The sequence below is a fragment of the Rhizobium sp. 01T444 genome (assembly GCF_056398305.1).
This window is the reverse complement of the sequence record NZ_JBFTPD010000003.1, coordinates 587,037-610,022: the sequence shown is the minus strand read 5'-3', so window position 1 is coordinate 610,022 and position 22,986 is coordinate 587,037. Positions and strand designations below refer to the sequence as shown.

Genomic DNA, 22,986 nt, shown 5'->3' with positions numbered 1-22,986 from the left:
CCATATAGGACAGAGAGCCCGCAATACAATCAGAGAACGCGGAGGATCGTTCCCTTCCTGAGGTGAGGCAGAATGCGGCGCATGTCGCGAGCGTTGATCGCAACACAGCCGGCGGTCGGCTCGTATCCTGGCCGGATCAGATGGAAAAAGATCGCCGAGCCGCGATTGCGCGCCCGAGAGGTCACGTTCCAGTCGAGCACCAGGCAGATATCGTAAAGCCCGTCCTTCCGCTTCATCTCCTCATGGCTCGGTTTGAACGGCGCCTTGACCAGCCTGTTGTAATTCGCATCGGCGGGCTGATCGCACCACAGCATGTCAGAGTGGATGCGCTTTATGGGCAGCGCTGTAGGGAGATGGCCGTTCCGTTCACCGCGCCGGAAACCGTAGAGCAGCCGCATGGCAGCAATCGGCGTCGCCCCGTCGCCTTCCCGCTTGATCACGGTTCGGCCGCTACGGCCGATCGCAGCAGGCAAGGTAAGCGGGCCAAAACAGACAATAGCTCTGTTTGGCTGGCCCGGCGCGGCACGCACCACGAGCGTTGAGGGCTGCCCATTTCGCTCTCGCCTTGCTTTTTCCATTTTTCTCGCATGTTCTTGAATTGCCTTGGGCTTCGATTGAAACCATATGAGACCCTAGGCAGCAACAGCTGCAGATCGCCAATCCTTGCCAAATGTGGAATTTGGCGTAGGAGTATCTGACCAACGCAAGGACGCACCCGCATGACCGCACGCACCATTCTTCTGGTGGATGACGACGACGACCTTCGCCAGACGCTGACGGAGCAATTGTCGTTGTATGAGGAATTCTCGGTCCTGCAGGAAGCGACCGCGGGCAAGGGCGTCCAGGCCGCCCGCTCCAATCCGGTCGATCTGCTGATCATGGACGTCGGCCTGCCCGATATGGACGGCCGCGAGGCGGTAAAGCTGCTGCGCAAGGGTGGCTTCAAGGCGCCGATCATCATGCTGACCGGTCATGACACGGATTCAGACACGATCCTTGGCCTTGAGGCCGGCGCCAACGACTATGTGACAAAACCTTTCCGCTTCGCCGTGCTTTTGGCTCGCATCCGCGTGCAGCTTCGCCAGCACGAGCAGAGCGAAGATGCCACTTTCACTGTCGGCCCTTATCTCTTCAAGCCGAGCCAGAAGCTGCTGACCACAGACAACGGCCAGAAGATCCGTCTGACGGAAAAGGAGGCGGCGATTATCCGCTACCTCTACCGCGCCGAACAAAAGGTCGTGACCCGCGACGTGCTGCTGGAAGAAGTCTGGGGCTACAATTCCGGCGTCACGACGCACACGCTGGAAACCCACGTTTACCGTCTGCGCCAGAAGATCGAGCGGGATCCGTCCAACGCCGAGATCCTCGTGACGGAAAACGGCGGCTACAAGATCATCCCGTAGCATGTCTCTTTCCGACGATATCCATCTGCTGGCGCAGCTGCCGCTCTTCAAGGACATGAACGACGACCAGTTGCGCCTGATTGCCTTCGGCGCAGACCGTCGCGTGATTGCGGCCGGGCAGATGTTGTTCCGTCAGGGATCGCCCGCCGAAAGCGCCTATGTGATCACGAGCGGCAGCCTCGAACTCAGCGTGACGGGCTCGGATGGCATGGCGCGGACCGAAGCCATCGCCGGCCCCGGTGCATTGATTTCGGAGCTGGCTCTTATAACGCTGGTGGAGCGCAAGTTCACGGCAATTGCCCGCGAAGATACCGGCATCATCCGCATTACGCGGGCGCTGTTCCTTCGCCTGATCGAGGAATATCCCTCGGCGGCGCGCATTATGGAAAACCGTATCCGCGACAGCATTGCCGATCTCGCGGCACAGGCCGCAAGCCAGTTTCACCGTTTCAGCTGACGTTTCAGAGGTTGAGATGTACGGTCACCGGCACATGGTCGGACGGCCGCTCCCAACCGCGTGCTTCCTTCAGCACCTCAATGCGCTGCAGATGCGGACCGAGGTCGGGCGAGGACCAGATATGGTCGAGGCGCCGGCCCTTGTCGGCAGCTTCCCAATCCTTCGCGCGATAGCTCCACCACGTATAGAGCTTCTCATTGGCAGGTACATGCTGGCGCATGAGATCGTGCCAGCCGCCACGCTTCATCACCTCGAGCAGCCCGTCGGTTTCGACCGGCGTATGGCTGACGATCTTTAAAAGCTGCTTGTGCGACCAGACATCATGTTCCAGCGGCGCGATATTGAGATCGCCGACGAGAATGGCTGACGTGTTCGGCTCGGCGCTCGCCTTGAGGTTCTTCATCTCCTCGATGAAATCGAGCTTGTGGCCGAATTTCGGATTGATCATCCGGTCCGGCTCGTCGCCGCCGGCAGGAACATAGAAATTATGCAGACGGATGCGCCGGTTGCCGCGCTCGAAGACCGCCGAGATATGGCGCGCATCGCCGACATTGCAGTAATCCTGCCGGTGATCCTCGGTCAGCGGTAGGCGCGAGGCGATGGCAACGCCGTGATAGCCCTTCTGGCCGTGGATGATGATGTGCTCGTAACCCATGGCGCGCAAGGGTGCCAACGGGAAGAGATCGTTCGTAACCTTGGTTTCCTGCAGGCAGAGGATATCGGGCCTGTGCTTCAGCACGAGCTGCTCGACGATCGGCATGCGCAGCCGCACCGAATTGATATTCCAGGTGGTGATGGAGAAGCTCATGCCATACCCTTTCAGATCCCTCTGAAAAGGCTTTAGAGCAAAGGCGTCAGCGAGAAAACCGGCCGCAGGCAAAAGCGGTCGGCGATCAACCGAAAAGCGCTACAGCACCGGCCCGAAAATCGGGATCGATTTTCGGAAAGCCTGATGCGTGGATTCGACGAGATAGAGCGTCCTCTGTGCGCCCGAATGGACACACGGGGCTCTAGTCGCGGTTTGCCGATGTGCCCTTGATATCCTCGTAGGGCACGCGGAAGACGCGCTCGTCGAAGGCAACTCCGGTCTTCACGTTGAAGATCATCACCGACGTGTCCTTGCCCTGGTTGTCGGTGATCGTCCACTGGCGCAAGTCATAGGTCTTCGGGTCGAACATCATTGTGATGGTCGAATTGCCGAACACCGTATTGTTTCCGAGCGAGATCGTCGTCAGATCGGACTCTTGCTTCACGCCCTTCACCATGCCGGCGGAAAGGTCGATATGCGGCGCGAGGAGTAGGCTGAGCGGCGTCTTGGAAAGCGGATAGAGATCCCAGGTCTTCAGCTTCACATTGCCGATCGCGACGTTCCTGCCGTCGGCAATGACGCGCATCGGCGACGGATCGTCATAGTTGAAGCGCAGCTTGCCGGGACGTTCGATGAAGAACTTGCCCCCGGTCTGTTCGCCACGGGGCCCAAACTGTACGAACTCGCCCTGCATGGTGGCGACACTGGAGAAATGATCGGCAATCGCCTGTGCCGTGGCGCTGTTGGCAGCGCGTGCTGCCGCCTGAGCGACCTGGGCGATAGCGGGAAACGGAACGGCGCTTGCAACGGCCGCAACAGCAAAGACGCCAAGAACGTCACGGCGGGTTACCGGCAGGCCGGAAAAGATGGACGCGGAGTTGGTCATGTGAACCTCCTGTATGCGGTCTGCATGCCGCCGAAAGGCGGCGTCTTCAAGGCGCCGCGATCGCCCGGTGAAAGGTAACGGATTACATCCTCCGAGGTTTCCACCGAATGGGCTGCACCATCAAATATTCTTTCCTCAACGGTCGAGGATATCTCCATCTGTCGGCACAAGAATCTCGCGTTTACCGGCATGGTTGGCAGGGCCGATGATGCCCTCTTGCTCCATGCGCTCGATCAGCGATGCCGCACGATTATAGCCGATGCCGAGCCTGCGCTGAACATAAGAAGTTGAGGCCTTTCCGTCGCGCAGCACGATGGCAACGGCCTGGTCATAGGGATCTTCCGAATCGGCAAGATTTGACGTACCTGCCGGACCACCACCATAATCGCCATCCTCGTCGTCATCGGCAGTGATGGCATCGAGATATTGCGGCGAGCCCTGTGTCTTCAGGTAGGAGACGATCTCTTCGACCTCGACGTCGGACACGAACGGACCATGGACGCGCTGGATGYGACCGCCGCCTGCCATATAGAGCATATCACCCATGCCGAGCAGTTGTTCGGCACCCTGCTCGCCGAGGATCGTGCGGCTGTCGATCTTCGAAGTAACCTGGAAGGAGATGCGGGTCGGGAAGTTCGCCTTGATCGTGCCGGTGATGACGTCGACTGACGGACGCTGCGTTGCCATGATGACATGGATACCGGCCGCACGCGCCATCTGCGCAAGGCGCTGCACCGCGCCTTCGATATCCTTGCCGGCGACCATCATCAGGTCGGCCATTTCGTCGATGATAACGACGATATAGGGCATCGGCTGCAGGTCGAACTCTTCGGTCTCGTAAACCGCTTCGCCAGTCTGCCGGTCAAAACCGGTCTGCACTGTGCGCGAGATCGTGTCGCCCTTGGCAAGTGCCTGCTCGACGCGCGTATTGAAGCCGTCGATGTTGCGAACACCGATCTTCGACATCTTCTTGTAGCGCTCTTCCATCTCGCGGACGGTCCATTTGAGCGCGACGACCGCCTTCTTCGGATCGGTGACGACAGGGGAAAGCAGATGCGGAATGCCGTCGTAGACGGAGAGTTCCAACATCTTCGGATCGATCATGATGAGACGGCACTGTTCCGGCGTCATGCGGTAAAGCAGCGACAGGATCATCGTGTTAATGGCGACGGACTTACCCGAACCGGTCGTACCGGCCACCAGCAGATGCGGCATCTTGGCGAGATCGGCGATCACGGCTTCGCCGCCGATCGTCTTGCCGAGCGCCATGGCAAGCTTCGCCTTGGAGCCTTCGAAATCACGCGAGGCGATGAGCTCGCGCAGATAGACGGTTTCACGCGTCTGGTTCGGCAGCTCGATGCCGATCGCATTGCGGCCCGGCACGACGGCGACGCGGGCGGCAATCGCACTCATCGAGCGGGCGATGTCGTCGGCAAGGCCGATGACGCGGGACGATTTGATGCCGGGTGCCGGCTCCAGTTCATAGAGTGTGACGACCGGACCGGGGCGAACATGGATAATCTCGCCCTTGACGCCGAAATCTTCCAGTACGCCTTCCAGCATGCGGGCATTCTGCTCCAGCGCATCGGCCGAAAGCGTGGAATCGCGCACGACATTCTTCGGCTCCGCAAGCAGATGCATGGAGGGAAGCTGGAAGCCTACCGGCCGGATGAACGAACCTTGCGCCTCGCGTTCGACACGGGCGCCGGGCTTTGGACGGGCGGAGGCAGGAATGACACGCGGCTCGGGTTTACCGGCCGATTTGGCCGGCGCGCGGATCATCCAATCGTCATCATCGTCATCAGGCAGGATATCGGCCGGACGCGGCGGCATGTCGGTATCGAATGGCGGATTGTCGTCCTCGTCCTCATCTTCGTTGAGCGAGACGGACGGCGCCGAAACGACCCGACGGCTCGAAGCGGCACGCGGCTCCATGGAAGGATCCATGCGCTCGCCGCGCGCTGCGGGCTTGGCGCGCACCGGCTCGTTCAGCGTACCGAATTCGTCATCGTTGAAGTCATAAGGCGATTCGAAATCGCTCTGGCGGCGCTTGCGCGGTCCCATGCCGAAAAGCCGTCGGAAACGCGCCTGGTTCATATACCAGGCGTGAGTCATGGCACCGCTAAAGGCCATCCAGCGGGATCCATCGTCCTCATCGTCCTCATCGCCGACGACACGCACCTTGCTGCGTGTATCGACATAATCCTCTTCTTCGTTTTCCTCCTCATCGAGTTCGCTGCGGCCGACGATGCCGGCTGCAAAGAGCATCATCCACGCGGTCGGGACGGCGAAGATGCAGCCGACGGCAGTGGCGAAAACGCCGGTCGGATAGGCGCCGACGAAGAGTGCGGGAAAACGCAGGATCATGTCGCCGATAACACCGCCGATACCGTTCGGGATCGGCCAGGTGAGCGGTGGCGGGAAACAGCCGATGACGGCGGAGGAAAGTATGGTGCCCACGAGCCAGGCGCCGGCGCGCGCCGGAATACGGCTGATGCGACGGCCGGAAATCAGCGCCAGCGCCCAAGCGACGATCGGCAGCATCGAAACGACGCTCGCGAGCCCCAGGAACTGCATGGCGACGTCGGCAAAGGCAGCACCGCTATAACCGAGTATGTTGGTCGGCAGGTTGCCCGTGGCGTAGGAATAACTGGGATCGGTGACGTTCCATGTCGCAAGCGCCGCAACCGCGAGCGCTAAGACCAGGAAGACCGCGAAGCCGATGAGAGCCTGGATCTGCCGCAGCATGAATGCCGAGAAGGAGAACCGGTCAGGACGACCATCCATCGCCGGCGACGTGCTTCTTGCCATGTGTCTAACCCGTCCAATGCCTGGGGGCACGCGAATCGCCAATGCTTCGCCGCGCCAAATGCGTCCGCTCCACCTAATCAAAGTAGAGTTAAAGCGATGTTAACCATGCATATGCCGGATCACTAAAAAGAAAAGGGCCCGAACCTGTGAAGGTCCGGGCCAAGAGCGGCTTATGGTTAGATAGGCCGCGACGGGCCGTTCAGCGGCGCCCTTGTGCCAGGCGCCGCAAACCCTGTGATCAGGAGTGGTAAGCGGCTTCGCCGTGCGTTGCGAGGTCGAGACCTTCGCGCTCGGCTTCGACCGAAACGCGCAGGCCGATGATGACATCGACGATCTTGTAGAGGATCGCCGAGCCGATGCCCGACCATAGCAGCGTCGTGAGCACGCCCTTGGCCTGGGCCAGGACCTGCGTAGCCGTGCCGGCATAGGAGGCAGCGAAATCAGCTGTCGAGTAGTCGACGATACCGGCGCCGCCGAGGGCCGGGTTGACGAGGATGCCGGTACCGAGAGCGCCGATGATGCCGCCGATGCAATGGACACCGAAGACGTCGAGGCTGTCGTCATAGTTGAACTTGTTCTTCACGACGTCGACGAAGAAGTAGCAGACCGGCGAGACGATGAGACCGAGAACGATCGAACCCATCGGGCCGGCAAAGCCTGCCGCCGGAGTGACAGCGACGAGGCCGGCGACGGCGCCGGAAGCGCCGCCGAGCATGGAAGCCTTACCGCGAGCGAAGCTTTCGACGATGCACCAGGACACGGCGGCGGCGGCCGTCGCGACGAAGGTGTTGATCATGGCGAGCGATGCATAGGCATTGGCTTCGAGGTTAGAGCCGGCGTTGAAGCCGAACCAGCCGACCCAGAGCAGCGATGCGCCGACCATGGTGAGCGTCATCGAGTGCGGAGCCATGATCTCCTTCTTATAGCCGGTGCGCTTGCCGAGCATGATCGCGCCGACGAGGCCGGCGATACCGGCATTGATGTGAACGACCGTGCCGCCGGCGAAATCGATTGCGCCGTAGGAGAAGATCAGGCCGGCCGGCGAGGTGTAGGAACTCGGACCGCCCCAGAACCAGACCATGTGCGCCATCGGGAAGTAGATAAAGGTAACCCAGAGCACGACGAACAGCATGACGGCCGAGAACTTGATGCGCTCGGCAAATGCGCCGACGATCAGGCCAGGCGTGATGCAGGCGAAGGTCATCTGGAATACGATGAAGGTGTATTCAGGGATGGCGACGCCCTTCGAGAAGGTCTCTGCGAGCGATGAGGTGTTGACCCCGGCGAGGAAAGCCTTGGAGAAGCCGCCGACGAAGCTGTTCAGCGAGCCACCGTCGGTGAAGGCGAGCGAATAGCCGTAGGTCACCCAGATCAGCGCCACGACGGCGGTGATCATGAAGACCTGCATCAGCACGGAGAGCATGTTCTTGGCACGCACGAGGCCGCCGTAAAAAAGCGCAAGGCCGGGGATCGTCATCAGGAGGACGAGCGCCGAGGAGACGAGCATCCAGGTATTGTCACCCTTGTCCATGGTGAAGGCCGGAGCAGCAGCGGCTGCAGCATCGGCGGCTGCCGGGGCTGCTTCCTGCGCGAAAGCGACGACCGGCGCCAGGAGAGCGGCCGAAAGGGCGCCTACCCGTGCGATGTTGGAGGAAAACTTCGAAATTGACATTGGAAATAGCTCCTTGATCTGCCGTTCTTTTTACAGCGCTTCTGAATCGGTCTCGCCCGTACGGATGCGCACGGCATGGTCGATCGAGTAGACGAAGATTTTGCCGTCACCGATCTGGCCGGTCTTGGCAGATGCTGCGATGGCCTCTACCGCCTTGTCGACGATTTCGGATGCGACCGCGATTTCGATCTTGAGCTTCGGCAGGAAGCTGACCGCATATTCAGTGCCGCGATAGATTTCAGTGTGCCCCTTCTGGCGACCGTAGCCCTTCACTTCGGTCACAGTCAGGCCCTGAATGCCGATCGCCGTGAGGGCTTCGCGGACCTCATCGAGCTTGAACGGCTTGATAATGGCCATCACAATTTTCATCTGGTTTCCCATCCTTCGTTATCCTCGGCGCGGAGCCGACTCTCCTTGCCGCTGACGGTTTCTTGACCAGCGACCGGCGATAGACATTCAAAGGACGTGCCAGATTCGTGGCAGTCGATAAGTTATTGAAATATAAAGATTATAATTGAAGACGCCAATAAACAGGCAAATGATGGGCCAATAAGCGCACAAATAATGCGCAAATTTATAAATATGCACATTTTTTATTCATTTGCCTTTTTCCGAATCAGACCCTCCTGCGCCACCGACGCGATCAGGACGCCGGATCGCGTAAAAAGGCTACCGCGAGTCAATCCCCGAGCGCCCGAAGCCGACGGACTGTCCTGCGTATAGAGCAGCCAATCATCGAGCTTGTCGGGACGGTGGAACCACATGGCGTGGTCAAGGCTTGCAACCTGCAGGTTCTGATCGAAAATGGATGTTCCGTGGGCATGCAGCGATGCATCAAGCAGCGTCATGTCCGAGAGATAGGCAAGCACGGCGGCCTGATAGAGCCTGCTGTCCGGCACGGGACCGGTAGCACGAACCCAGACATCCTGCCGCGGCTCGAGCTTCTCACTCGTAAAATAGTGCTTGAGCGAGATGGGCCGGATTTCGATCGGCCTTTCGCGCTCCCAATATTTGCGCACCGCCGCCGGAGCATGAGCGAGATACTGCTCCTTGATCTGCTGTTCGCCGAGCAGCGTTTCCGGCATCGGTACCGGCGGCACAGGCATCTGGTGGTCGAAGCCCGGTTCCTCGACCTGGAACGAGGCCGAGAGCGCGAAGATCGCCTTGCCGTGCTGGATCGCGACTGCCCGGCGTGTGTTGAAGCTCGACCCGTCCCGGATGCGCTCGACCTGATAGATGATCGGCACGGACGGATCGCCAGGACGCATGAAATAGGCGTGCAGCGAGTGAATGAACCGCTCGCCTTCCACAGTGCGCTGCGCCGCCATCAGCGCCTGGGCGATCACCTGACCGCCGAACACACGCTGCCAGCCGACCTGCGGACTGCGGCCGCGAAAAATATCGACCTCGATCGGCTCGATATCGAGCGTCGAAATCAATGTTTCCATGGCAGTGGGCTTGCCCGTTTGTTCCGTCATTTGTTCGGCTCCCGGCGGTAGGAAGTGGTAACTTGATGATCTATATAGATCGCATCTGATCGTAGAAAGTAACAGGAGCGGACGATGCTTGACATGCTGGTTGTAGGCGGAGGTTATGTCGGCCTGTCCGTGGCCGTGGCCGTCAAGCAGGCCGCACCGCATCTCAATATCGGCGTCGTCGAGGCGGCACCTGAGCATGCCTGGAAAAAGGATATGCGCGCTTCTGCCATCATTGCGGCGGCGACGAAGATGCTCGAAGTCTTCGGTATCTGGAACGAGATCGAGCCGGAGGCCCAGCCGATCACAAAGATGATCGTAACCGATTCCAAGATGTCCGATCCTGTCCGCCCGATCTTCCTGACCTTCGACGGCGAAGTGGCCGACGGCCGGCCATTTGCCCACATGATCCCAAATGTCGTTATGGTCGGCGCGCTGCGCGGCGCCTGCGAGCGGCTCGGCATCGAAATCCGCCATGGCTTGAGCGCCACCGGCCTGAAGACGGGTGATACCGATATCGAGATCAGCTTGTCCGACGGCAGCACGCTGCAATCGCGCCTGCTGGTTGCCTGCGATGGCGTGCGCTCTAGACTGCGCGATTTTGCAGGGATCAAGACTGTCACCTGGGATTACGGTCAGTCCGGCATCGTCACGACCGTCGAGCACGAGCGCCCGCACCACGGCTGCGCCGAAGAACATTTCCTGCCATCCGGCCCCTTCGCCATCCTGCCGCTGCGCAACAACCGCTCGTCACTGGTCTGGACCGAGCGGACGAATGATGCCAACCGTCTCGTCGCCGCCGACGATCTGGTTTTCGAGGAGGAACTTGAACGCCGCTTCGGCCACAAGCTCGGCGCTCTAAAGGTGGTTGGCGATAAGCGCGCCTTCCCGCTCGGCCTTACACTTGCCCGCTCCTTCGTCGCGCCGCGCTTTGCGCTCGCCGGTGATGCCGCACACGGCATCCATCCGATTTCCGGCCAGGGCCTCAATCTCGGCTTCAAGGATGTGGCGGCACTTGCCGAAACCATCGTGGATGCCGATCGCCTTGGGCTCGATATCGGCGCCATCAATATTCTGGAGCGCTACCAGAGCTGGCGCCGTTTCGACACTTTCCGCATGGGCGTCACGACAGATGTGTTGAACCGGCTGTTTTCCAATGACATGGCGCCAATCCGCATCGCCCGCGACTTCGGCCTCGGCATCGTCGATCGCCTGCCGGGCCTGAAATCCTTCTTCATCGGCCAGGCGGCAGGAACGACCGCCAAGGACAATCCGCGGCTGCTGTCGGGCGAAATGATCTGATATTACTCTTCAGTCTTCGAGTGTGCGCGCTTCCGAAACGAGCATGATCGGAATGCCGTCCCTGATCGGATAGGCAAGACGCGCCTTTTCCGAGACCAACTCGTTGTGCTCGCGGTCATAGGAAAGCCGTCCCTTGGTAAGCGGGCAAACAAGAAGTTCGAGAAGTTTGGGATCGACCCGGCTCAGTTTTTCGTCCATCGCGCCCTCTACTGCAGCACGGTATCGGAATCGCCGAAAACGCGGGCAAGCACGATTTCGGTGATGGCTATCAGGGTTTCCGCCCTCGTCTTGAGATCGGGCGCTTCGAGCAGCGCCTGTTTTTCGGCCGGGCCGAAAGGCGACATCATCGCGAGCGAATTGACGAGGGTAAGGTTGCTCGCTCGCTCCACGCTCTCCCAGTCCGCCTCGAGCTTATTGGCATCAAGATAGGCCTTGAAAGCCGTCAGCAGAGCGCTGCGGTCAACAGCATCTTCTTCGTTCTCGGCGGAGAGATCTGATATGAACGGCGCGATGCGAAAGCTGCGAAATGGTTGGCCATGCGGTCTCTCTTCCAGCAGCCGGAAGCGGCACACGCCCGTGAGCGAGACGATATAGCGCCCGTCACCGGTTTCGGCATAAGAAGTAATCCGGCCGAGGCAGCCGACAGCCGCAAGCTCGGGGGCATGCGTCTTGTCTTCATGCTCGCCATGTGCCGGCTGCACCATGCCGATCAGACGGTTTCCGGTCAGTGCGGCATCGAACATCGCAAGATAACGCGGCTCGAAGATATTAAGCGGCAGCTGCCCGGCAGGCAGGAGAAGCGCACCGGTCAAGGGAAAAACTGCAATCTCATCCGGTAGATCGCCGGGCTTCAGATATCTCGCATTGCCGACTTGCATGAAGACTAGTCCCGCGCTCTCTCGGCGCGCACATCTGCGGCGCCCGTCCTCACGAGAAATGTGGTGTCCTTGCGTAAAAACGCAAGGGCGGATGCGGCAAACTCAGGAAAACAGGATCGATGAAAGCTTGCGGCGGGCCGAAACCGTCGCCGGATCCTTGAAGCCCCAAACCTCGAAGAACTGCAGAAGCTGGCGACGCGCACCATCATCATCGAAGGCGCGATCCTTGCGCATGATGGTGAGCAGGTGTTCGGCCGCCTCCTCGCGCTTGCCTTCGACATTGAGGATCTTGGCTAGTTTCAGGCGAGCTTCATGATGATCGGGGTTCAATGCCAGCTCGCGCTCCAGGGCGACGGGATCGCCAAGCTTGCGGGCTTCCTCGATCTGGTCGAGCTTCTTCAGGACCGCCTGGATGCCGGCATCCTTGCCAAGCTCTTCCGGCAGCTCGCTCAGCATCTGGCGGGCTTCACCGTGCTGGTCGGCTGCGATCAGGCATTCGGCCATGCCGGCAAGCGCCTTGGCATTTTCCGGATCGGCCTGCATGACCGCGCCATAAAGCTGACCCGCTTCGTTGATGTTGCCGGCAGCAAGCAGTTCGCCAGCCTGCGCCAGAGCACCTTCGATTTCGGCAGCCTGATCCGCACCCTCAGGACCTGCAAGACGATCGATGAACTGACGAACCTGGCTTTCCGGCACCGCGCCCATGAAGCCATCCGCCGGGCGGCCGTTGACGAATGCGATGACGGCTGGAATGGACTGGATGCCGAGCTGGCCGGCGATCGAGGGATGATCGTCAATGTTCATCTTGACGAGCTTGACGCGGCCTTGACCCTCATTGACAACCTTTTCCAGGACCGGCGTCAGCTGCTTGCACGGGCCACACCATGGCGCCCAGAAATCGACCAGCACCGGCTGGTTGCGTGATTCCTCGAGAACGTCCTTGGTGAAATTCGCCGTCGTTGTGTCCTTGATATAGCCGCCGTCCGCTGCCGCAGGCTGAGGTACCGCGCCATAACTTGCCGTTGCCGACATCTGGTTGCCGAAGGAACCGTTATAAGGATTGTCGCTGCCGCTCATAGGTGTCTCCCGCCGCGCCGATCTGCCGGCGTCTCTGATAGCGCTAAAATCGTATGTCAGGACGTCACTTTCAAGACAAGCGGCTTATGCCCTGTCGCTTCCATGAATCGTATCAGATCGGCGCTTGCGATCGAGGTCGTCGCATCATTGGAAAGCGGATGGCAGTTGATGATGTCATCGTGCATCAGATCCGCATCGAGCACGAAAGTGACATTGTTGCCGGCATCGTTGATCGCGCCGAGCGCGGTAACGGCGCCCGGAATGACACCAAGATATTCCATCAGCTTCTCGGGTTTGCCGAAAGAGACGCGGCCTGAAGCACCGATAAGAGTATGGACCTGTTTGAGGTCGATGGCGGCATTTTCTTCCACGGTCAGCAGGAAATAACGATCTTTCTTGTCCTTCACGAACAGGTTCTTGGTGTGCCCGCCCGGGATCTCATCCCGCAGCGCGACCGATTCGGCCACCGTGAAGACCGGCGCATGATCCTTGGTGCTGTGGACAATGCCAAGGCCATCGAGAAAGGCGAGAAGATCCTGGCGAGTCTTGGGCTTGTTTTCGGTCATCGTCATTCCATCAGACAGGAGAGGCAGATTGGACTGTCTGCTTACGTCTGCCTCATGAGCTTGGCAATCTTCACGACCGACGCTTTGCCCTGCTTTCGCGGCGTTTCCGAAGCCGGTTTTCCACCGCTAGAACTTTTCTTCGTTTTTCCATCATTTCCCTGTTGCATTTGAAAATCGTTTGGGCGATATAGCGCCCGTCGCCGCAAGGTGGCGCCCACGGTCCGCTACTTACTACCCCGGACTGCTGTGGATTTGAGCGGGTGTAGCTCAGGGGTAGAGCACAACCTTGCCAAGGTTGGGGTCGAGGGTTCGAATCCCTTCGCCCGCTCCAGTTTTCTCCTTGTCCATACCGAAGACATAGGTAACAGAACGTACCTAACACATGGGTGACACCCTCGTGCCGAACGGGTTGTCGATGGTTTGCAAAGTCCTCTGTTCCAGGTCGATATATCCCAGATCATAGTGCATGAAGCTGACGAGCCAAATGCCGTCATCGACTTCCTTGATTCCAAGCTTCTGTCCGGCCAGTACGGTGGAGATGTTGATCTTCTTGCGATAGATGCAGAGGCGGCCGCAATTGGTGACGAGCGCCTCCCTATCGTGGAAGGGATAGTCGATCTCCGGCAGGCCCCGATAGGGGCGTGACGATGCGACAACTTTCGGCGCCGATTGATCCTACTCAATGCAAACGACGGCAGTATCTGGCTAGGTTTTTCCACACCTTGCGCAGGCAGACGGAGTCCGCGTCGTTCTGCCTCCTCACGACGTATGGCGAACGCCTATTGCCGAACCCAATAATGGATTTAAATTAGCGACAGCTAACTGTAGTATCTTGAGAGGATATAGCCGGAGTTATATCGACATGCTGGTCAAAGATGTAATGACGACAAAGGTCGTCGGATTATCACCTGACCATAGCGTTCGGCATGCAGCCAAGCTGATGTCCGATCAGCACATAAGCGGCGCTCCTGTCGTTGACGACGGTGGGCGCCTGCTGGGCGTCATCAGCGAGGGCGATCTGATCCGCCGAACGGAACTGTCGAGTGGCGCATTCGTTCTGAAGGCGGACATGGGAGTTGGCGCCGATGAGAGAGCGAACGCCTTCGTCAAGCGATGCGCCTGGAGAGTGGGTGACGTCATGACGCCCGATCCTGTGACAATCGACGAGGATGCCCCCCTTTCGCGTGTCGCCAGTCTCATGCAGGACCATGGCATCAAGCGCATTCCGGTTCTGCGGGACGGTAAACTGGTCGGCATCATCAGCCGCGCCGACCTTCTGCAGGTAATCTACTCCGCAAAACCAGACGACACAGCAGCTGGGGACGAAGCCATTCGCCGCAGCATTCTCGTTCGGCTCGGTGAAAATACCGGCCTGGAAGGATTGGACGTGTCCGTCACGGTCACTGACGGGATCGTGCATTTGTGGGGCAACGTCGAAACGGCGGCTTGCCGCAGGGCCGCGCGGATTCTGGCGGAGGGCGTCAACGGTGTCCGCGGCGTGGTGGAGCATTTCCCGGAATCTCCTCCGCAATAGTGCCACAGCGCCGACATGAGACTGCCCCGGCCTTCATGAAAAAGGCCTCATGAGATTCAGCAATGTCATTTTGATTGGGAGACTCAGATGGTTTCGCCCGACACGGCAGTGATGAAAAAAACAGCCTCGGTAGCGTCGCATGGAAAAGCAACGCTCTCAGCCGAGGAACTCCGCCTGATGGATGCTTACTGGCGCGCATCGAACTATCTGTCGGTCGGGCAGATCTACCTGCTCGACAATCCCTTGCTCAAAAAACCCCTCGCACGCGCGCACATCAAGCCGCGGCTGCTCGGCCATTGGGGAACTTCGCCGGGCCTGAACATGCTCTATGTGCACCTTAACAGGGTAATCAAGCGCGACGATCTCAACATGATTTATGTAATCGGCCCCGGCCACGGTGGACCGTCGCTCGTTGCACATGCCTATCTGGAGGGAACCTACAGCGAATTCTACCCGAATATTGGCCAGGACGAGGAGGGCATGAAACGGCTTTTCAAGCAGTTCAGCTTTCCCGGCGGCATCCCGAGCCACGTCGCTCCCGAAACACCGGGGAGCATCCATGAAGGTGGCGAGCTCGGCTATGCACTCAGCCACGCCTATGGCGCAGCCTTCGACAATCCCGATCTGATCGTCGCCTGTGTCGTCGGTGACGGGGAAGCCGAAACCGGCCCCCTCGCCACGGGATGGCATGGCAACAAGTTTCTCAATCCCGCTCGCGACGGATGCGTTCTGCCGATCCTGCATCTCAATGGCTACAAGATCGCCAATCCCTGTTTCCTTGCCCGTATTCCCAGGGAGGAGTTGGAGAAGTTTTTCGAGGGCATGGGGTATGCGCCTCTCTTCGTCGAAGGCCATGAGCCCGATCAGGTGCAGCAGCAGCTTGCCCCAGCCATGGACACCGCCGTCGCGACGATCAAGACAATCTGGGCGGAAGCGCGGGACAAGGGGAATGTTACCCGCCCGGCTTGGCCGATGATCGTCTTCCGCACACCGAAGGGCTGGACCTGCCCGTCAGAAATCGACGGCAAGAAATGCGAAGACTATTGGCGCTCGCACCAGGTTCCGATGGGCGATATGGACAAACCGGACCATATCAGGGTGCTTCAACACTGGATGAAGACCTACAGACCCGAAGAACTTTTCGACGGCGACGGAAGGCTGCGGGCTGAATTGGCCGCCCTGGCACCGACGGGACATCGCCGGATGAGTGACAATCCGCACGCAAACGGTGGTTTGTTATTACGCGATCTGAAGATGCCGGATTTCCGCGATTATGCCGTCTCGGTGCCCAAACCCGGAACGGTGACCGCAGAATCCGCTCGCGTCATGGGCAAGTTCCTGCGCGACGTGATGAAGCTGAACCTTCGCAACAATAACTTTCGGCTATTTAGCCCCGACGAGAACAATTCCAACCGTTGGCAGGACGTGCTGGAGGTCACCGATCGTTGCTATATGGCCGAGATCTATCCCGAGGACGACCACCTTTCCCCTAACGGCCGCATCATGGAGGTCTTAAGCGAGCATCAATGCCAGGGCTGGCTTGAAGGCTATCTGTTGACCGGGCGTCACGGCTTCTTCTCCTGCTACGAGGCGTTCATTCACATCATAGACTCGATGTTCAATCAGCACGCCAAGTGGCTGAAAGTGTGTAACCACATTCCCTGGCGGCGACCGGTCGCCTCGCTGAACTACTTCCTGAGTTCGCATGTCTGGAGGCAGGATCACAATGGGTTTTCTCATCAGGATCCGGGCTTCATCGACCATGTGATCAACAAGAAGGCGGAGGTTATCCGGGTCTATCTTCCGCCGGACGCCAATACACTTCTATCCGTTACCGACCACTGTCTGCGCAGCCGCAACTATGTGAATGTGGTTGTGGCCGGCAAGCAGCCCGCGCCCCAATGGCTGACTATGGATGAGGCCATCAAACACTGTGCCGAAGGCCTCGGCATCTGGGAATGGGCCAGCAATGACCGAGGCTCGGAACCGGATGTGGTCATGGCCTGCTGTGGCGATGTGCCGACTCTGGAAACGCTCGCTGCCGTCCAGCTGATCCGAGAACACCTCCCCCAATTGAAGGTGCGGGTCATCAATATAGTCAATCTGATGAAGCTGCAGCCCTCAAGCGAACATCCCCATGGGCTTTCGGACCCTGACTTCGATGCGCTTTTCACAAAGGACAAGCCGATCATCTTCGCGTTCCACGGATATCCCTGGTTGATTCACCGGCTGACTTATCGACGGACCAACCATAAGAATCTGCATGTTCGAGGGTACAAGGAGGAAGGAACAACCACGACACCGTTCGACATGGTCGTTCTGAACCAGCTCGATCGCTTTCATCTCGTAGAAGACGTGATCGATCGGCTGCCGCAACTTGGCGCGCGCGCGGCCTACTTCAAGCAGGCGATCCGCGGCAGGCTGATCGAGCATCGCCAATATATCGAAGCGCACGGTGATGACATGCCGCAGATCAGCGGCTGGACATGGGGCGTCAAGAGTGCGGAGAAAGCGAAGGCTGCGACCTCCACAGAGGGAGACAATGCCTAGGCTACGCGTTGCGCGCAAACGATCATGCCGGCAGGCGTCCTATCGAGGCCGCCTCCAGATGCTCGACGAAACCATCTGATCTCCTCGGTTAACCTATCATGTCGGAGTTACTGTCCACCGATCCCGAACTGAACCGAATGCCGACGGAGGAGGATCTCGGTCGTCTTCAGTTCACGACATTGCTCTACTATCTGCATTGCACGAATCCGGATAACGGATTGGTTCGGGACAAGACACAGGCCGGCGCACCGGCAAGTATTGCTGCCGTCGGCATGGCGCTTGCCACCATTCCTGTCGTCGTGGAGCGCGGCATCGTCATTCGCGAGTTTGCCGCTAAGATTGCCCGGCGTCGACTGGAATTCCTGATGTCCTGCCACCAGGGACCGGAACCTGACGCGTCCGGCTACAAGGGCTTCTTCTACCATTTCCTGGACATTGAGACAGGACGACGGGTTTGGCAGTGCGAGTTGTCAACCATCGACTCGGCCTTCCTGTTCGCAGGTGCTTTGACCGTCGCGGCCTATTTTGACGCAGACACCGAAGACGAGGCAAAGGTTCGCGCACTCGCCAAATCGCTCTATGAGCGCGTGGACTGGAATTGGGCGCGTGACAACGGGGCTACCCTCACCCATGGCTGGCGGCCGGAAAACGGATTTATTCCCTATCGGTGGCGCGGCTATGACGAAGGTCTGCTTCTTTACATTCTCGGACTCGGCTCGCCCAGCCACCCGCTGCCGCCCGAGAGTTACAGGGCCTATACGGAGAGCTACGAATGGCGAAACATCTTTGGTCGCGAACTGCTCTATTCCGGCCCGCTCTTTACGCATCAGCTTTCGCATATGTGGATCGATTTTCGCGAAATTCGCGACACGTTCATGCGCGAGCATGACAGCGACTACTTCCGGAACAGCCGACACGCCACTTTCGTTCAGCAGGAATATGCAATCCGCAATCCGCTGAACTTCAAAGGCTACGGCGAACATTGCTGGGGTTTCACAGCAAGTGATGGACCCGGTTGGACAAAGCGAAACGTGGACGGCATCGACAGGGAATTCTTCGACTACGTTGCGCGTGGCGCACCCTATGGACCGGATGACGGAACCGTATCTCCGTGGGTCGTGGTCGCCTCCCTGCCATTCGCTCCGGAAATCGTTGTCCCAACCGTGCGAAACTTTGCTCGAATGCAGCTTGGCATGACGCGCCTCTATGGATTCAGACCATCGTTCAATCAGACATATACGATGGAAGACAAGGATGAAGGATGGTGGGTCAGCCCCTACCATTTCGGCATCGACCAAGGGCCTGTCGTCCTGATGATCGAAAACTACCGAACGGGCTTGCTGTGGAACATCATGCGTCGATGCGAGCCGGTCGTCGTCGGGCTAAGACGAGCGGGCTTTTCAGACGGCTGGTTATGACGGCGCTCGCGAGCTCAGCTGTTCAACCTCCGCCACCGGCTCTGATCCGATGGCTCGATGAAGGACGAGTCGATCATGAACAAGGTATCCCAGCCCCTGGAATAGTCACTCCTTCCGATTTTGGTCGATCCACTTCCAAGAGCCGTCCGAACGATATTCGAGAACAGCATCATAGGCTGCGCGTGGAGCACCCGGTTCGGCGAAGTTGACGCACGCAATCCCTCGTTCCGCCAGGAGCCCGACGATGTCGGGCAGAAGTTCGTAGCCGAAGATGGCATCGGCCTTCTCAGCAGAATATGGGATGGAGCTGCGATAATCGCGCTTGCAAGTGCAACGAGCCTTTGTTCGCGTGGCGACAGCAAAGTGGACCAGTCTTGCTCGCTGTCTAGGTCGCCAGGTGTGAGAGGATGCGCCAGGCCCAGCTTTTTCAACAGAGCGAGGATTTTTTCGTCTGTTTCCTCCATCGAGCGATTTTGCAATGCCAGGATCTGGCGCAGGGTTCCTGGGCCGGGCGACGGAGAATGATGCGAGAACGGATGAGCACGGCCTTCTCCGTGGCGATGGTGATACATCGCAGGCAGGGCTCCAAACGAGGCTCGACTCCTGGACAATCGGTCCTGCTTACCGCGCAACACATTGCGCATTGCGTTTATTTGCTATTTTCGCGGATCGAGTAGATCGCGCAGGCCATCGCCGAGAATGTTGAAGCCGAGCACGGTGACCATGATCGCGAGACCCGGAAAGAGCGACATGTAGATGTTGAGACCGAGATAGTTGCGGCCGTCGCTCATCATCGCACCCCATTCCGGAAGCGGCGGCTGCGCGCCGAGGCCGAGGAATGACAGGCTTGCGGCCGACAGGATGACGGTGCCTGCCGTCAGCGTCGACTGCACGATGATCGGGCCGATCGCGTTGCGCAGGATGTAATGCGTCATGATTCGATGGCGCGAAACGCCGAGCGAAATTGCCGCCTCCACATAGTCCATCGCCTTGAGGCCGAGCGTCAGGTTACGGCTGAGCCGCGCGTAAACTGGGACCGAGAAGATCGCGATGGCAATCAGCAGGTTGACGAGACTGGTGCCGAGCACGCTGACGATCAGGATGGCGAGTACGATGCCTGGAAAGGCGAAGAGAATATCCATGCACCACATGATTGCCTGGTCGACATAGCGCCCCGTCATGCCCGAGACAATGCCGAGCGGCACGCCGACCATGATGGCAAGCCCGACGCTGAGAATGACCTCCAGCAGCGAAATGCGAGCGCCGTAGAGCACGCGGGCGAAAATGTCCCGGCCGTTATCGTCGGTGCCGAAGGGATGTTCCCAGGATGGTTCCAGCATGGTCGAAAGCAGATCCTGCGAATAAGGATCGGCCGAGGTGATGAGTGGCGCAAAGATCGCCATCAGCACAATGATGCCGATAAACCCGCCGCCGATGGTGATGCCCTTATGCGTCGCAAGCCAGCGCAAGGCGCGGCGCAAGCCGCTGTTGCCGGTCGAAACCTTTTCCGCTTCGCTCATTGCCATCAGTCGAACCTTATCTTCGGGTTGAGCGCGGCGATCGCCATTTCCGCCAGGAAATTCATGACGACGACACCCGTGACAGCGACGAGCGTCACACCCTGGATGACCGGATAGTCGCGATAGCGCACCGAATCGACGAGCAAGCGGCCGATGCCAGGCCAGTTGAAGACCGATTCGGTGACGACGGCGCCGCCGATCAGACTGCCGAAATTCAGCCCCACGATAGTGACGATCGGGATCAGCGCGTTTCGCAGCGCATGGCTCCAGTAGATCGACCTGGGTGCCACACCCTTGGCTCGCGCCGTGCGGATATAATCCTGTGCCAGCACTTCGATCATGCTGGAGCGCGTCATGCGGGCGATGACAGCCATCGGCAGCACCGCGAGTGTGATCGACGGCAGGATGAAGCTCTTCCACGAGGTGGCGCCAAGAAGCGGCAACCAACCGAGGCTGACGGAGAACGTGTTCATCGCCATCAGCGCCAGCCAGAAATTGGCAATGGAAGCGCCGGCGATGGCAAGCAACATCACGGCCTGGTCCGGCCAGCCATGCCGGTAGATCGCGCCGATCATGCCGGCCGGCACGCCGATCGCAATCGCCAGCAGATAGGCGGTGATAGCAAGACCCAGCGTAAAGGGCATCCTCTCGGCGATTTCATCGACGACAGGCAGCTTCGACTTGAGGGACATGCCGAGATCGCCCCTGACGGCGCCATAGGCGAACGAACCATATTGTTCGGCAATGCTGCGATCGAGCCCCAGGCGGGCGCGCATATTATCGACCGCCTCCTGCGTGGCTTCGGGGCCGGCCATCATGCGGGCCGGATCGCCGGGAAGCGCGCGGATGGCGATGAAGATGAGCAGCGACACGCCGATCAGGATCAGCGGCAATGCGAGCAGCTTCTTGAGAATATAGGCTTTCATCGGACCGTCATTGTCAGTGAAGCAGGCGGACGGCGCATTGCGCGGCCCGCCCGGTTACGCATCAGTCCTTGGTGGCTTCCTTGACCACGACCTGGCCTCCTGGGATGACCCAGGCGCCCTTCACATTGTTGCGGGCGGCATAGAGATCCTGCGTCGTATAGAGGAGAACGTGCGGTGCCTGCTCGTTGACCTCCTTTTGGGCATCGACATAGATCGCATTGCGCGCCTTTTCATCCAGCGTAGAGGCTGCCTTGTCGATCAACTCATCGAGCTTCGGATCGTTGAAGAAGCCGAGATTGGCGCTGGCAGGCGAAGCACTTGCCGAATAATAGAGCGGACGGAACTGTAGGTCGGCGCCATTGACGCCCGAAGACCACGACGCGATCACCGAACCCGTATTGGCAGCCGCCTTACCGGCCGGATCGGCAAAGGCCGCCTTCGCCCAGACGCCGCTTTCCATGCGCTGCACGTCAAGCTTCACGCCGGCCTTCGCCCACATGGCCTGCAGCAGTTCGCCGATGCGTGCCTCGGGCTCCTGCACGATGGTTGTCATCGAGAAGCCATCAGGATAGCCGGCATCGGCGAGCAGCTTCTTCGCCTTGTCGACGTCATAGGTGTAAGGCGCAAGCGTCTTGTCATAGCCTGGTGTGACCGGCGCCAACGGCGAATTTGCAGGCGTCGCATTGCCCTGCATGATCGCCTTGACGAGACCGTCGCGGTCGGTCGCATAGTTCAGAGCCTGGCGCACACGCGCATCGTCGAGCGGCTTCAGCTTGGTGTTGAGCGAAACCCAGAACACTGCCGAACCGTCTGATTTGTTGACCTTCATGTCCGGATTGGCTGCGAGCTGCTTGGCAAAGGCCGCCGGCAGCGGGTTGACGATATCGGCATCACCCGTCTGCAGCGCCATGTTCATGACCGACGGCTCGGCCGTCCAGGTCCACTTGATCTCGTCGGCACCCTTCGGCGCGCCTCCCCACCAGTGGGTGTTCTTCGTTTCCAGCACATATTCGCCGGACTTGTATTCCTGCAGCTTATAGGGGCCGGTGCCGACGGCCTTGCTGCCGATCGTGCCGGCAGCATCCGCGGTCGGGCTGACCATGAGGCAGGCGCCTGTGGTCAGCAGCGCGAGAAAGGCCGGGTAAGGCTTTTTGAGCTTGAACTGGACCGTGGAGGAATCGACGGCGCTGACGCTATCGATGAAGGTCCGCAGGCGACCGCTGGCGGCAAGACCGCGCTTGGTATCGAGATGGCGGGCAAAGTTCTTCGCCACGGCATCGGCATCGAAGGGCGTGCCGTCATGAAACTTCACGCCCTGGCGCAGCTTGAAGGTCCAGACGATGCCGGCGGCATCGCTCGACCATTCGGTGGCGAGCGCCGGCTGGAGGCTCAAATCCTTGGCGCGGGAAAGCAGGCCCTCATACATCGGGTCCAGAACCGCGGCCGTAAACGTCGCCGTCTGATCACCCGGATCCATCGAGCGCGGCGCTTCTGTCTGCATGACCGTCAGCGTGGAAGCGAAGGCCGAAAACGGCGCAAACAGCGCTCCGGTAACAGCGCAGCTCAATGCGAAATGGCGAGTACTGATAAATCTCTTGCGAATGATTTCCATTGGTTCACCCTCTTGTTGATTCTTGAAACCGGCTCTCAGGTCGGCTTTGATCAATTTTGTAATTTATTTTGGTTGATTGGTTCATTTTGTA

20 protein-coding genes, 1 tRNA gene and 1 pseudogene are annotated in these 22,986 nt (G+C 59.3%); 7 read left to right on the top strand and 15 right to left on the bottom strand.

Features of this window, described 5'->3' with window-relative positions:
* Positions 1 to 29: 29 nt before the first annotated feature.
* Positions 30 to 578, bottom strand: a complete 549-nt coding sequence (locus AC1DTN_RS08300; protein ID WP_477920376.1) for a L,D-transpeptidase family protein — start codon at positions 576 to 578, stop codon at positions 30 to 32.
* Positions 579 to 719: 141 nt separating this feature from the next.
* On the opposite strand from AC1DTN_RS08300, the gene AC1DTN_RS08295 reads away from it, so the two are divergent.
* On the top strand, positions 720 to 1,403 hold the full coding sequence (locus AC1DTN_RS08295; RefSeq protein WP_007814583.1) for a response regulator transcription factor: 684 nt from the start codon (positions 720 to 722) through the stop codon (positions 1,401 to 1,403).
* 1 nt (position 1,404) lies between these two features.
* Complete coding sequence (locus tag AC1DTN_RS08290) at positions 1,405 to 1,860, top strand: cyclic nucleotide-binding domain-containing protein (RefSeq protein ID WP_037101863.1); 456 nt, start codon at positions 1,405 to 1,407, stop codon at positions 1,858 to 1,860.
* Positions 1,861 to 1,864: 4 nt separating this feature from the next.
* Here the strand turns inward: AC1DTN_RS08290 and AC1DTN_RS08285 are convergent, their stop codons facing one another.
* From AC1DTN_RS08285 to tesB, 6 genes are all read right to left on the bottom strand, one after another.
* Entirely contained in the window at positions 1,865 to 2,668 is an 804-nt protein-coding gene (locus tag AC1DTN_RS08285; RefSeq protein ID WP_439016808.1) for an exodeoxyribonuclease III, read from the bottom strand.
* A 202-nt stretch (positions 2,669 to 2,870) separates the two neighbouring features.
* Positions 2,871 to 3,554, bottom strand: coding sequence for an outer membrane lipoprotein carrier protein LolA (locus tag AC1DTN_RS08280; protein ID WP_477920374.1), 684 nt, complete (start codon positions 3,552 to 3,554; stop codon positions 2,871 to 2,873).
* Between the two features lie 135 nt (positions 3,555 to 3,689).
* A complete protein-coding gene (locus AC1DTN_RS08275; protein WP_477920373.1) occupies positions 3,690 to 6,365 on the bottom strand; it encodes an FtsK/SpoIIIE family DNA translocase in 2,676 nt (891 codons plus the stop codon).
* Between the two features lie 238 nt (positions 6,366 to 6,603).
* Complete coding sequence (locus AC1DTN_RS08270) at positions 6,604 to 8,037, bottom strand: ammonium transporter (RefSeq protein ID WP_310385116.1); 1,434 nt, start codon at positions 8,035 to 8,037, stop codon at positions 6,604 to 6,606.
* Between the two features lie 30 nt (positions 8,038 to 8,067).
* Positions 8,068 to 8,418 carry a P-II family nitrogen regulator gene (locus AC1DTN_RS08265; RefSeq protein WP_007814595.1) on the bottom strand — a complete coding sequence of 117 codons (351 nt, stop codon included), beginning with the start codon at positions 8,416 to 8,418 and terminating at the stop codon, positions 8,068 to 8,070.
* A 212-nt stretch (positions 8,419 to 8,630) separates the two neighbouring features.
* Entirely contained in the window at positions 8,631 to 9,515 is an 885-nt protein-coding gene (tesB, locus tag AC1DTN_RS08260; protein ID WP_477920371.1) for an acyl-CoA thioesterase II, read from the bottom strand.
* 84 nt (positions 9,516 to 9,599) lie between these two features.
* Here tesB and AC1DTN_RS08255 point away from each other — a divergent pair, with 84 nt between their 5' ends.
* Positions 9,600 to 10,814, top strand: a complete 1,215-nt coding sequence (locus AC1DTN_RS08255) for a ubiquinone biosynthesis hydroxylase (RefSeq protein ID WP_477920369.1) — start codon at positions 9,600 to 9,602, stop codon at positions 10,812 to 10,814.
* Positions 10,815 to 10,823: 9 nt separating this feature from the next.
* Here the strand turns inward: AC1DTN_RS08255 and AC1DTN_RS08250 are convergent, their stop codons facing one another.
* The 4 genes from AC1DTN_RS08250 to AC1DTN_RS08235 all read right to left on the bottom strand — a co-directional run bounded on the left by AC1DTN_RS08250 (position 10,824) and on the right by AC1DTN_RS08235 (position 13,335).
* A complete protein-coding gene (locus AC1DTN_RS08250) occupies positions 10,824 to 11,012 on the bottom strand; it encodes a Trm112 family protein (protein ID WP_007814601.1) in 189 nt (62 codons plus the stop codon).
* Positions 11,013 to 11,020: 8 nt separating this feature from the next.
* Positions 11,021 to 11,692 carry an LON peptidase substrate-binding domain-containing protein gene (locus AC1DTN_RS08245; RefSeq protein WP_477920368.1) on the bottom strand — a complete coding sequence of 224 codons (672 nt, stop codon included), beginning with the start codon at positions 11,690 to 11,692 and terminating at the stop codon, positions 11,021 to 11,023.
* 102 nt (positions 11,693 to 11,794) lie between these two features.
* Positions 11,795 to 12,769, bottom strand: a complete 975-nt coding sequence (trxA, locus tag AC1DTN_RS08240; RefSeq protein ID WP_477920367.1) for a thioredoxin — start codon at positions 12,767 to 12,769, stop codon at positions 11,795 to 11,797.
* Positions 12,770 to 12,825: 56 nt separating this feature from the next.
* Positions 12,826 to 13,335 carry a prolyl-tRNA synthetase associated domain-containing protein gene (locus tag AC1DTN_RS08235; protein ID WP_477920366.1) on the bottom strand — a complete coding sequence of 170 codons (510 nt, stop codon included), beginning with the start codon at positions 13,333 to 13,335 and terminating at the stop codon, positions 12,826 to 12,828.
* 256 nt (positions 13,336 to 13,591) lie between these two features.
* Between AC1DTN_RS08235 and AC1DTN_RS08230 the strand changes: the two genes are divergently transcribed.
* A tRNA-Gly gene (locus tag AC1DTN_RS08230) sits at positions 13,592 to 13,666 on the top strand.
* A 44-nt stretch (positions 13,667 to 13,710) separates the two neighbouring features.
* Here the strand turns inward: AC1DTN_RS08230 and AC1DTN_RS08225 are convergent.
* Positions 13,711 to 13,986 (bottom strand): annotated as a pseudogene (locus AC1DTN_RS08225) (IS481 family transposase); the annotation flags it as partial.
* Between the two features lie 211 nt (positions 13,987 to 14,197).
* Between AC1DTN_RS08225 and AC1DTN_RS08220 the strand changes: the two are divergent.
* The 3 genes from AC1DTN_RS08220 (at position 14,198) to AC1DTN_RS08210 (ending at position 18,837) form a co-directional block, all read left to right on the top strand.
* Positions 14,198 to 14,869: a CBS domain-containing protein gene (locus tag AC1DTN_RS08220; protein ID WP_477920365.1), complete on the top strand. Its 672-nt coding sequence runs from the start codon at positions 14,198 to 14,200 to the stop codon at positions 14,867 to 14,869.
* An 87-nt stretch (positions 14,870 to 14,956) separates the two neighbouring features.
* Positions 14,957 to 17,419, top strand: coding sequence for a phosphoketolase family protein (locus AC1DTN_RS08215; protein ID WP_477920363.1), 2,463 nt, complete (start codon positions 14,957 to 14,959; stop codon positions 17,417 to 17,419).
* A gap of 98 nt (positions 17,420 to 17,517) precedes the next feature.
* Positions 17,518 to 18,837 carry a glucoamylase family protein gene (locus tag AC1DTN_RS08210; RefSeq protein WP_477920362.1) on the top strand — a complete coding sequence of 440 codons (1,320 nt, stop codon included), beginning with the start codon at positions 17,518 to 17,520 and terminating at the stop codon, positions 18,835 to 18,837.
* Positions 18,838 to 19,493: 656 nt separating this feature from the next.
* Here AC1DTN_RS08210 and AC1DTN_RS08205 read toward each other — a convergent pair.
* The 3 genes from AC1DTN_RS08205 to AC1DTN_RS08195 form a co-directional block, all read right to left on the bottom strand.
* Positions 19,494 to 20,363, bottom strand: coding sequence for an ABC transporter permease (locus tag AC1DTN_RS08205; RefSeq protein ID WP_310385130.1), 870 nt, complete (start codon positions 20,361 to 20,363; stop codon positions 19,494 to 19,496).
* Positions 20,363 to 21,283: an ABC transporter permease gene (locus AC1DTN_RS08200; protein WP_439016818.1), complete on the bottom strand. Its 921-nt coding sequence runs from the start codon at positions 21,281 to 21,283 to the stop codon at positions 20,363 to 20,365. The genes AC1DTN_RS08205 and AC1DTN_RS08200 overlap by 1 nt, the downstream gene beginning before the upstream one ends.
* A gap of 61 nt (positions 21,284 to 21,344) precedes the next feature.
* Positions 21,345 to 22,895, bottom strand: coding sequence for an ABC transporter substrate-binding protein (locus AC1DTN_RS08195; protein ID WP_477920361.1), 1,551 nt, complete (start codon positions 22,893 to 22,895; stop codon positions 21,345 to 21,347).
* Between the last annotated feature and the right edge of the window lie 91 nt (positions 22,896 to 22,986).

Coding starts and splice junctions, on each gene's coding strand:
- AC1DTN_RS08300 (WP_477920376.1), bottom strand. CDS start 578: ATGGAAAAAGCAAGGCGAGAGCGAAATGGGCAGCCCTCAACGCTCGTG.
- AC1DTN_RS08295 (WP_007814583.1), top strand. CDS start 720: ATGACCGCACGCACCATTCTTCTGGTGGATGACGACGACGACCTTCGC.
- AC1DTN_RS08290 (WP_037101863.1), top strand. CDS start 1,405: ATGTCTCTTTCCGACGATATCCATCTGCTGGCGCAGCTGCCGCTCTTC.
- AC1DTN_RS08285 (WP_439016808.1), bottom strand. CDS start 2,668: ATGAGCTTCTCCATCACCACCTGGAATATCAATTCGGTGCGGCTGCGC.
- AC1DTN_RS08280 (WP_477920374.1), bottom strand. CDS start 3,554: ATGACCAACTCCGCGTCCATCTTTTCCGGCCTGCCGGTAACCCGCCGT.
- AC1DTN_RS08270 (WP_310385116.1), bottom strand. CDS start 8,037: ATGTCAATTTCGAAGTTTTCCTCCAACATCGCACGGGTAGGCGCCCTT.
- AC1DTN_RS08265 (WP_007814595.1), bottom strand. CDS start 8,418: ATGGGAAACCAGATGAAAATTGTGATGGCCATTATCAAGCCGTTCAAG.
- tesB (WP_477920371.1), bottom strand. CDS start 9,515: ATGACGGAACAAACGGGCAAGCCCACTGCCATGGAAACATTGATTTCG.
- AC1DTN_RS08255 (WP_477920369.1), top strand. CDS start 9,600: ATGCTTGACATGCTGGTTGTAGGCGGAGGTTATGTCGGCCTGTCCGTG.
- AC1DTN_RS08250 (WP_007814601.1), bottom strand. CDS start 11,012: ATGGACGAAAAACTGAGCCGGGTCGATCCCAAACTTCTCGAACTTCTT.
- AC1DTN_RS08245 (WP_477920368.1), bottom strand. CDS start 11,692: ATGCAAGTCGGCAATGCGAGATATCTGAAGCCCGGCGATCTACCGGAT.
- trxA (WP_477920367.1), bottom strand. CDS start 12,769: ATGAGCGGCAGCGACAATCCTTATAACGGTTCCTTCGGCAACCAGATG.
- AC1DTN_RS08235 (WP_477920366.1), bottom strand. CDS start 13,335: ATGACCGAAAACAAGCCCAAGACTCGCCAGGATCTTCTCGCCTTTCTC.
- AC1DTN_RS08220 (WP_477920365.1), top strand. CDS start 14,198: ATGCTGGTCAAAGATGTAATGACGACAAAGGTCGTCGGATTATCACCT.
- AC1DTN_RS08215 (WP_477920363.1), top strand. CDS start 14,957: ATGGTTTCGCCCGACACGGCAGTGATGAAAAAAACAGCCTCGGTAGCG.
- AC1DTN_RS08210 (WP_477920362.1), top strand. CDS start 17,518: ATGTCGGAGTTACTGTCCACCGATCCCGAACTGAACCGAATGCCGACG.
- AC1DTN_RS08205 (WP_310385130.1), bottom strand. CDS start 20,363: ATGGCAATGAGCGAAGCGGAAAAGGTTTCGACCGGCAACAGCGGCTTG.
- AC1DTN_RS08200 (WP_439016818.1), bottom strand. CDS start 21,283: ATGAAAGCCTATATTCTCAAGAAGCTGCTCGCATTGCCGCTGATCCTG.
- AC1DTN_RS08195 (WP_477920361.1), bottom strand. CDS start 22,895: ATGGAAATCATTCGCAAGAGATTTATCAGTACTCGCCATTTCGCATTG.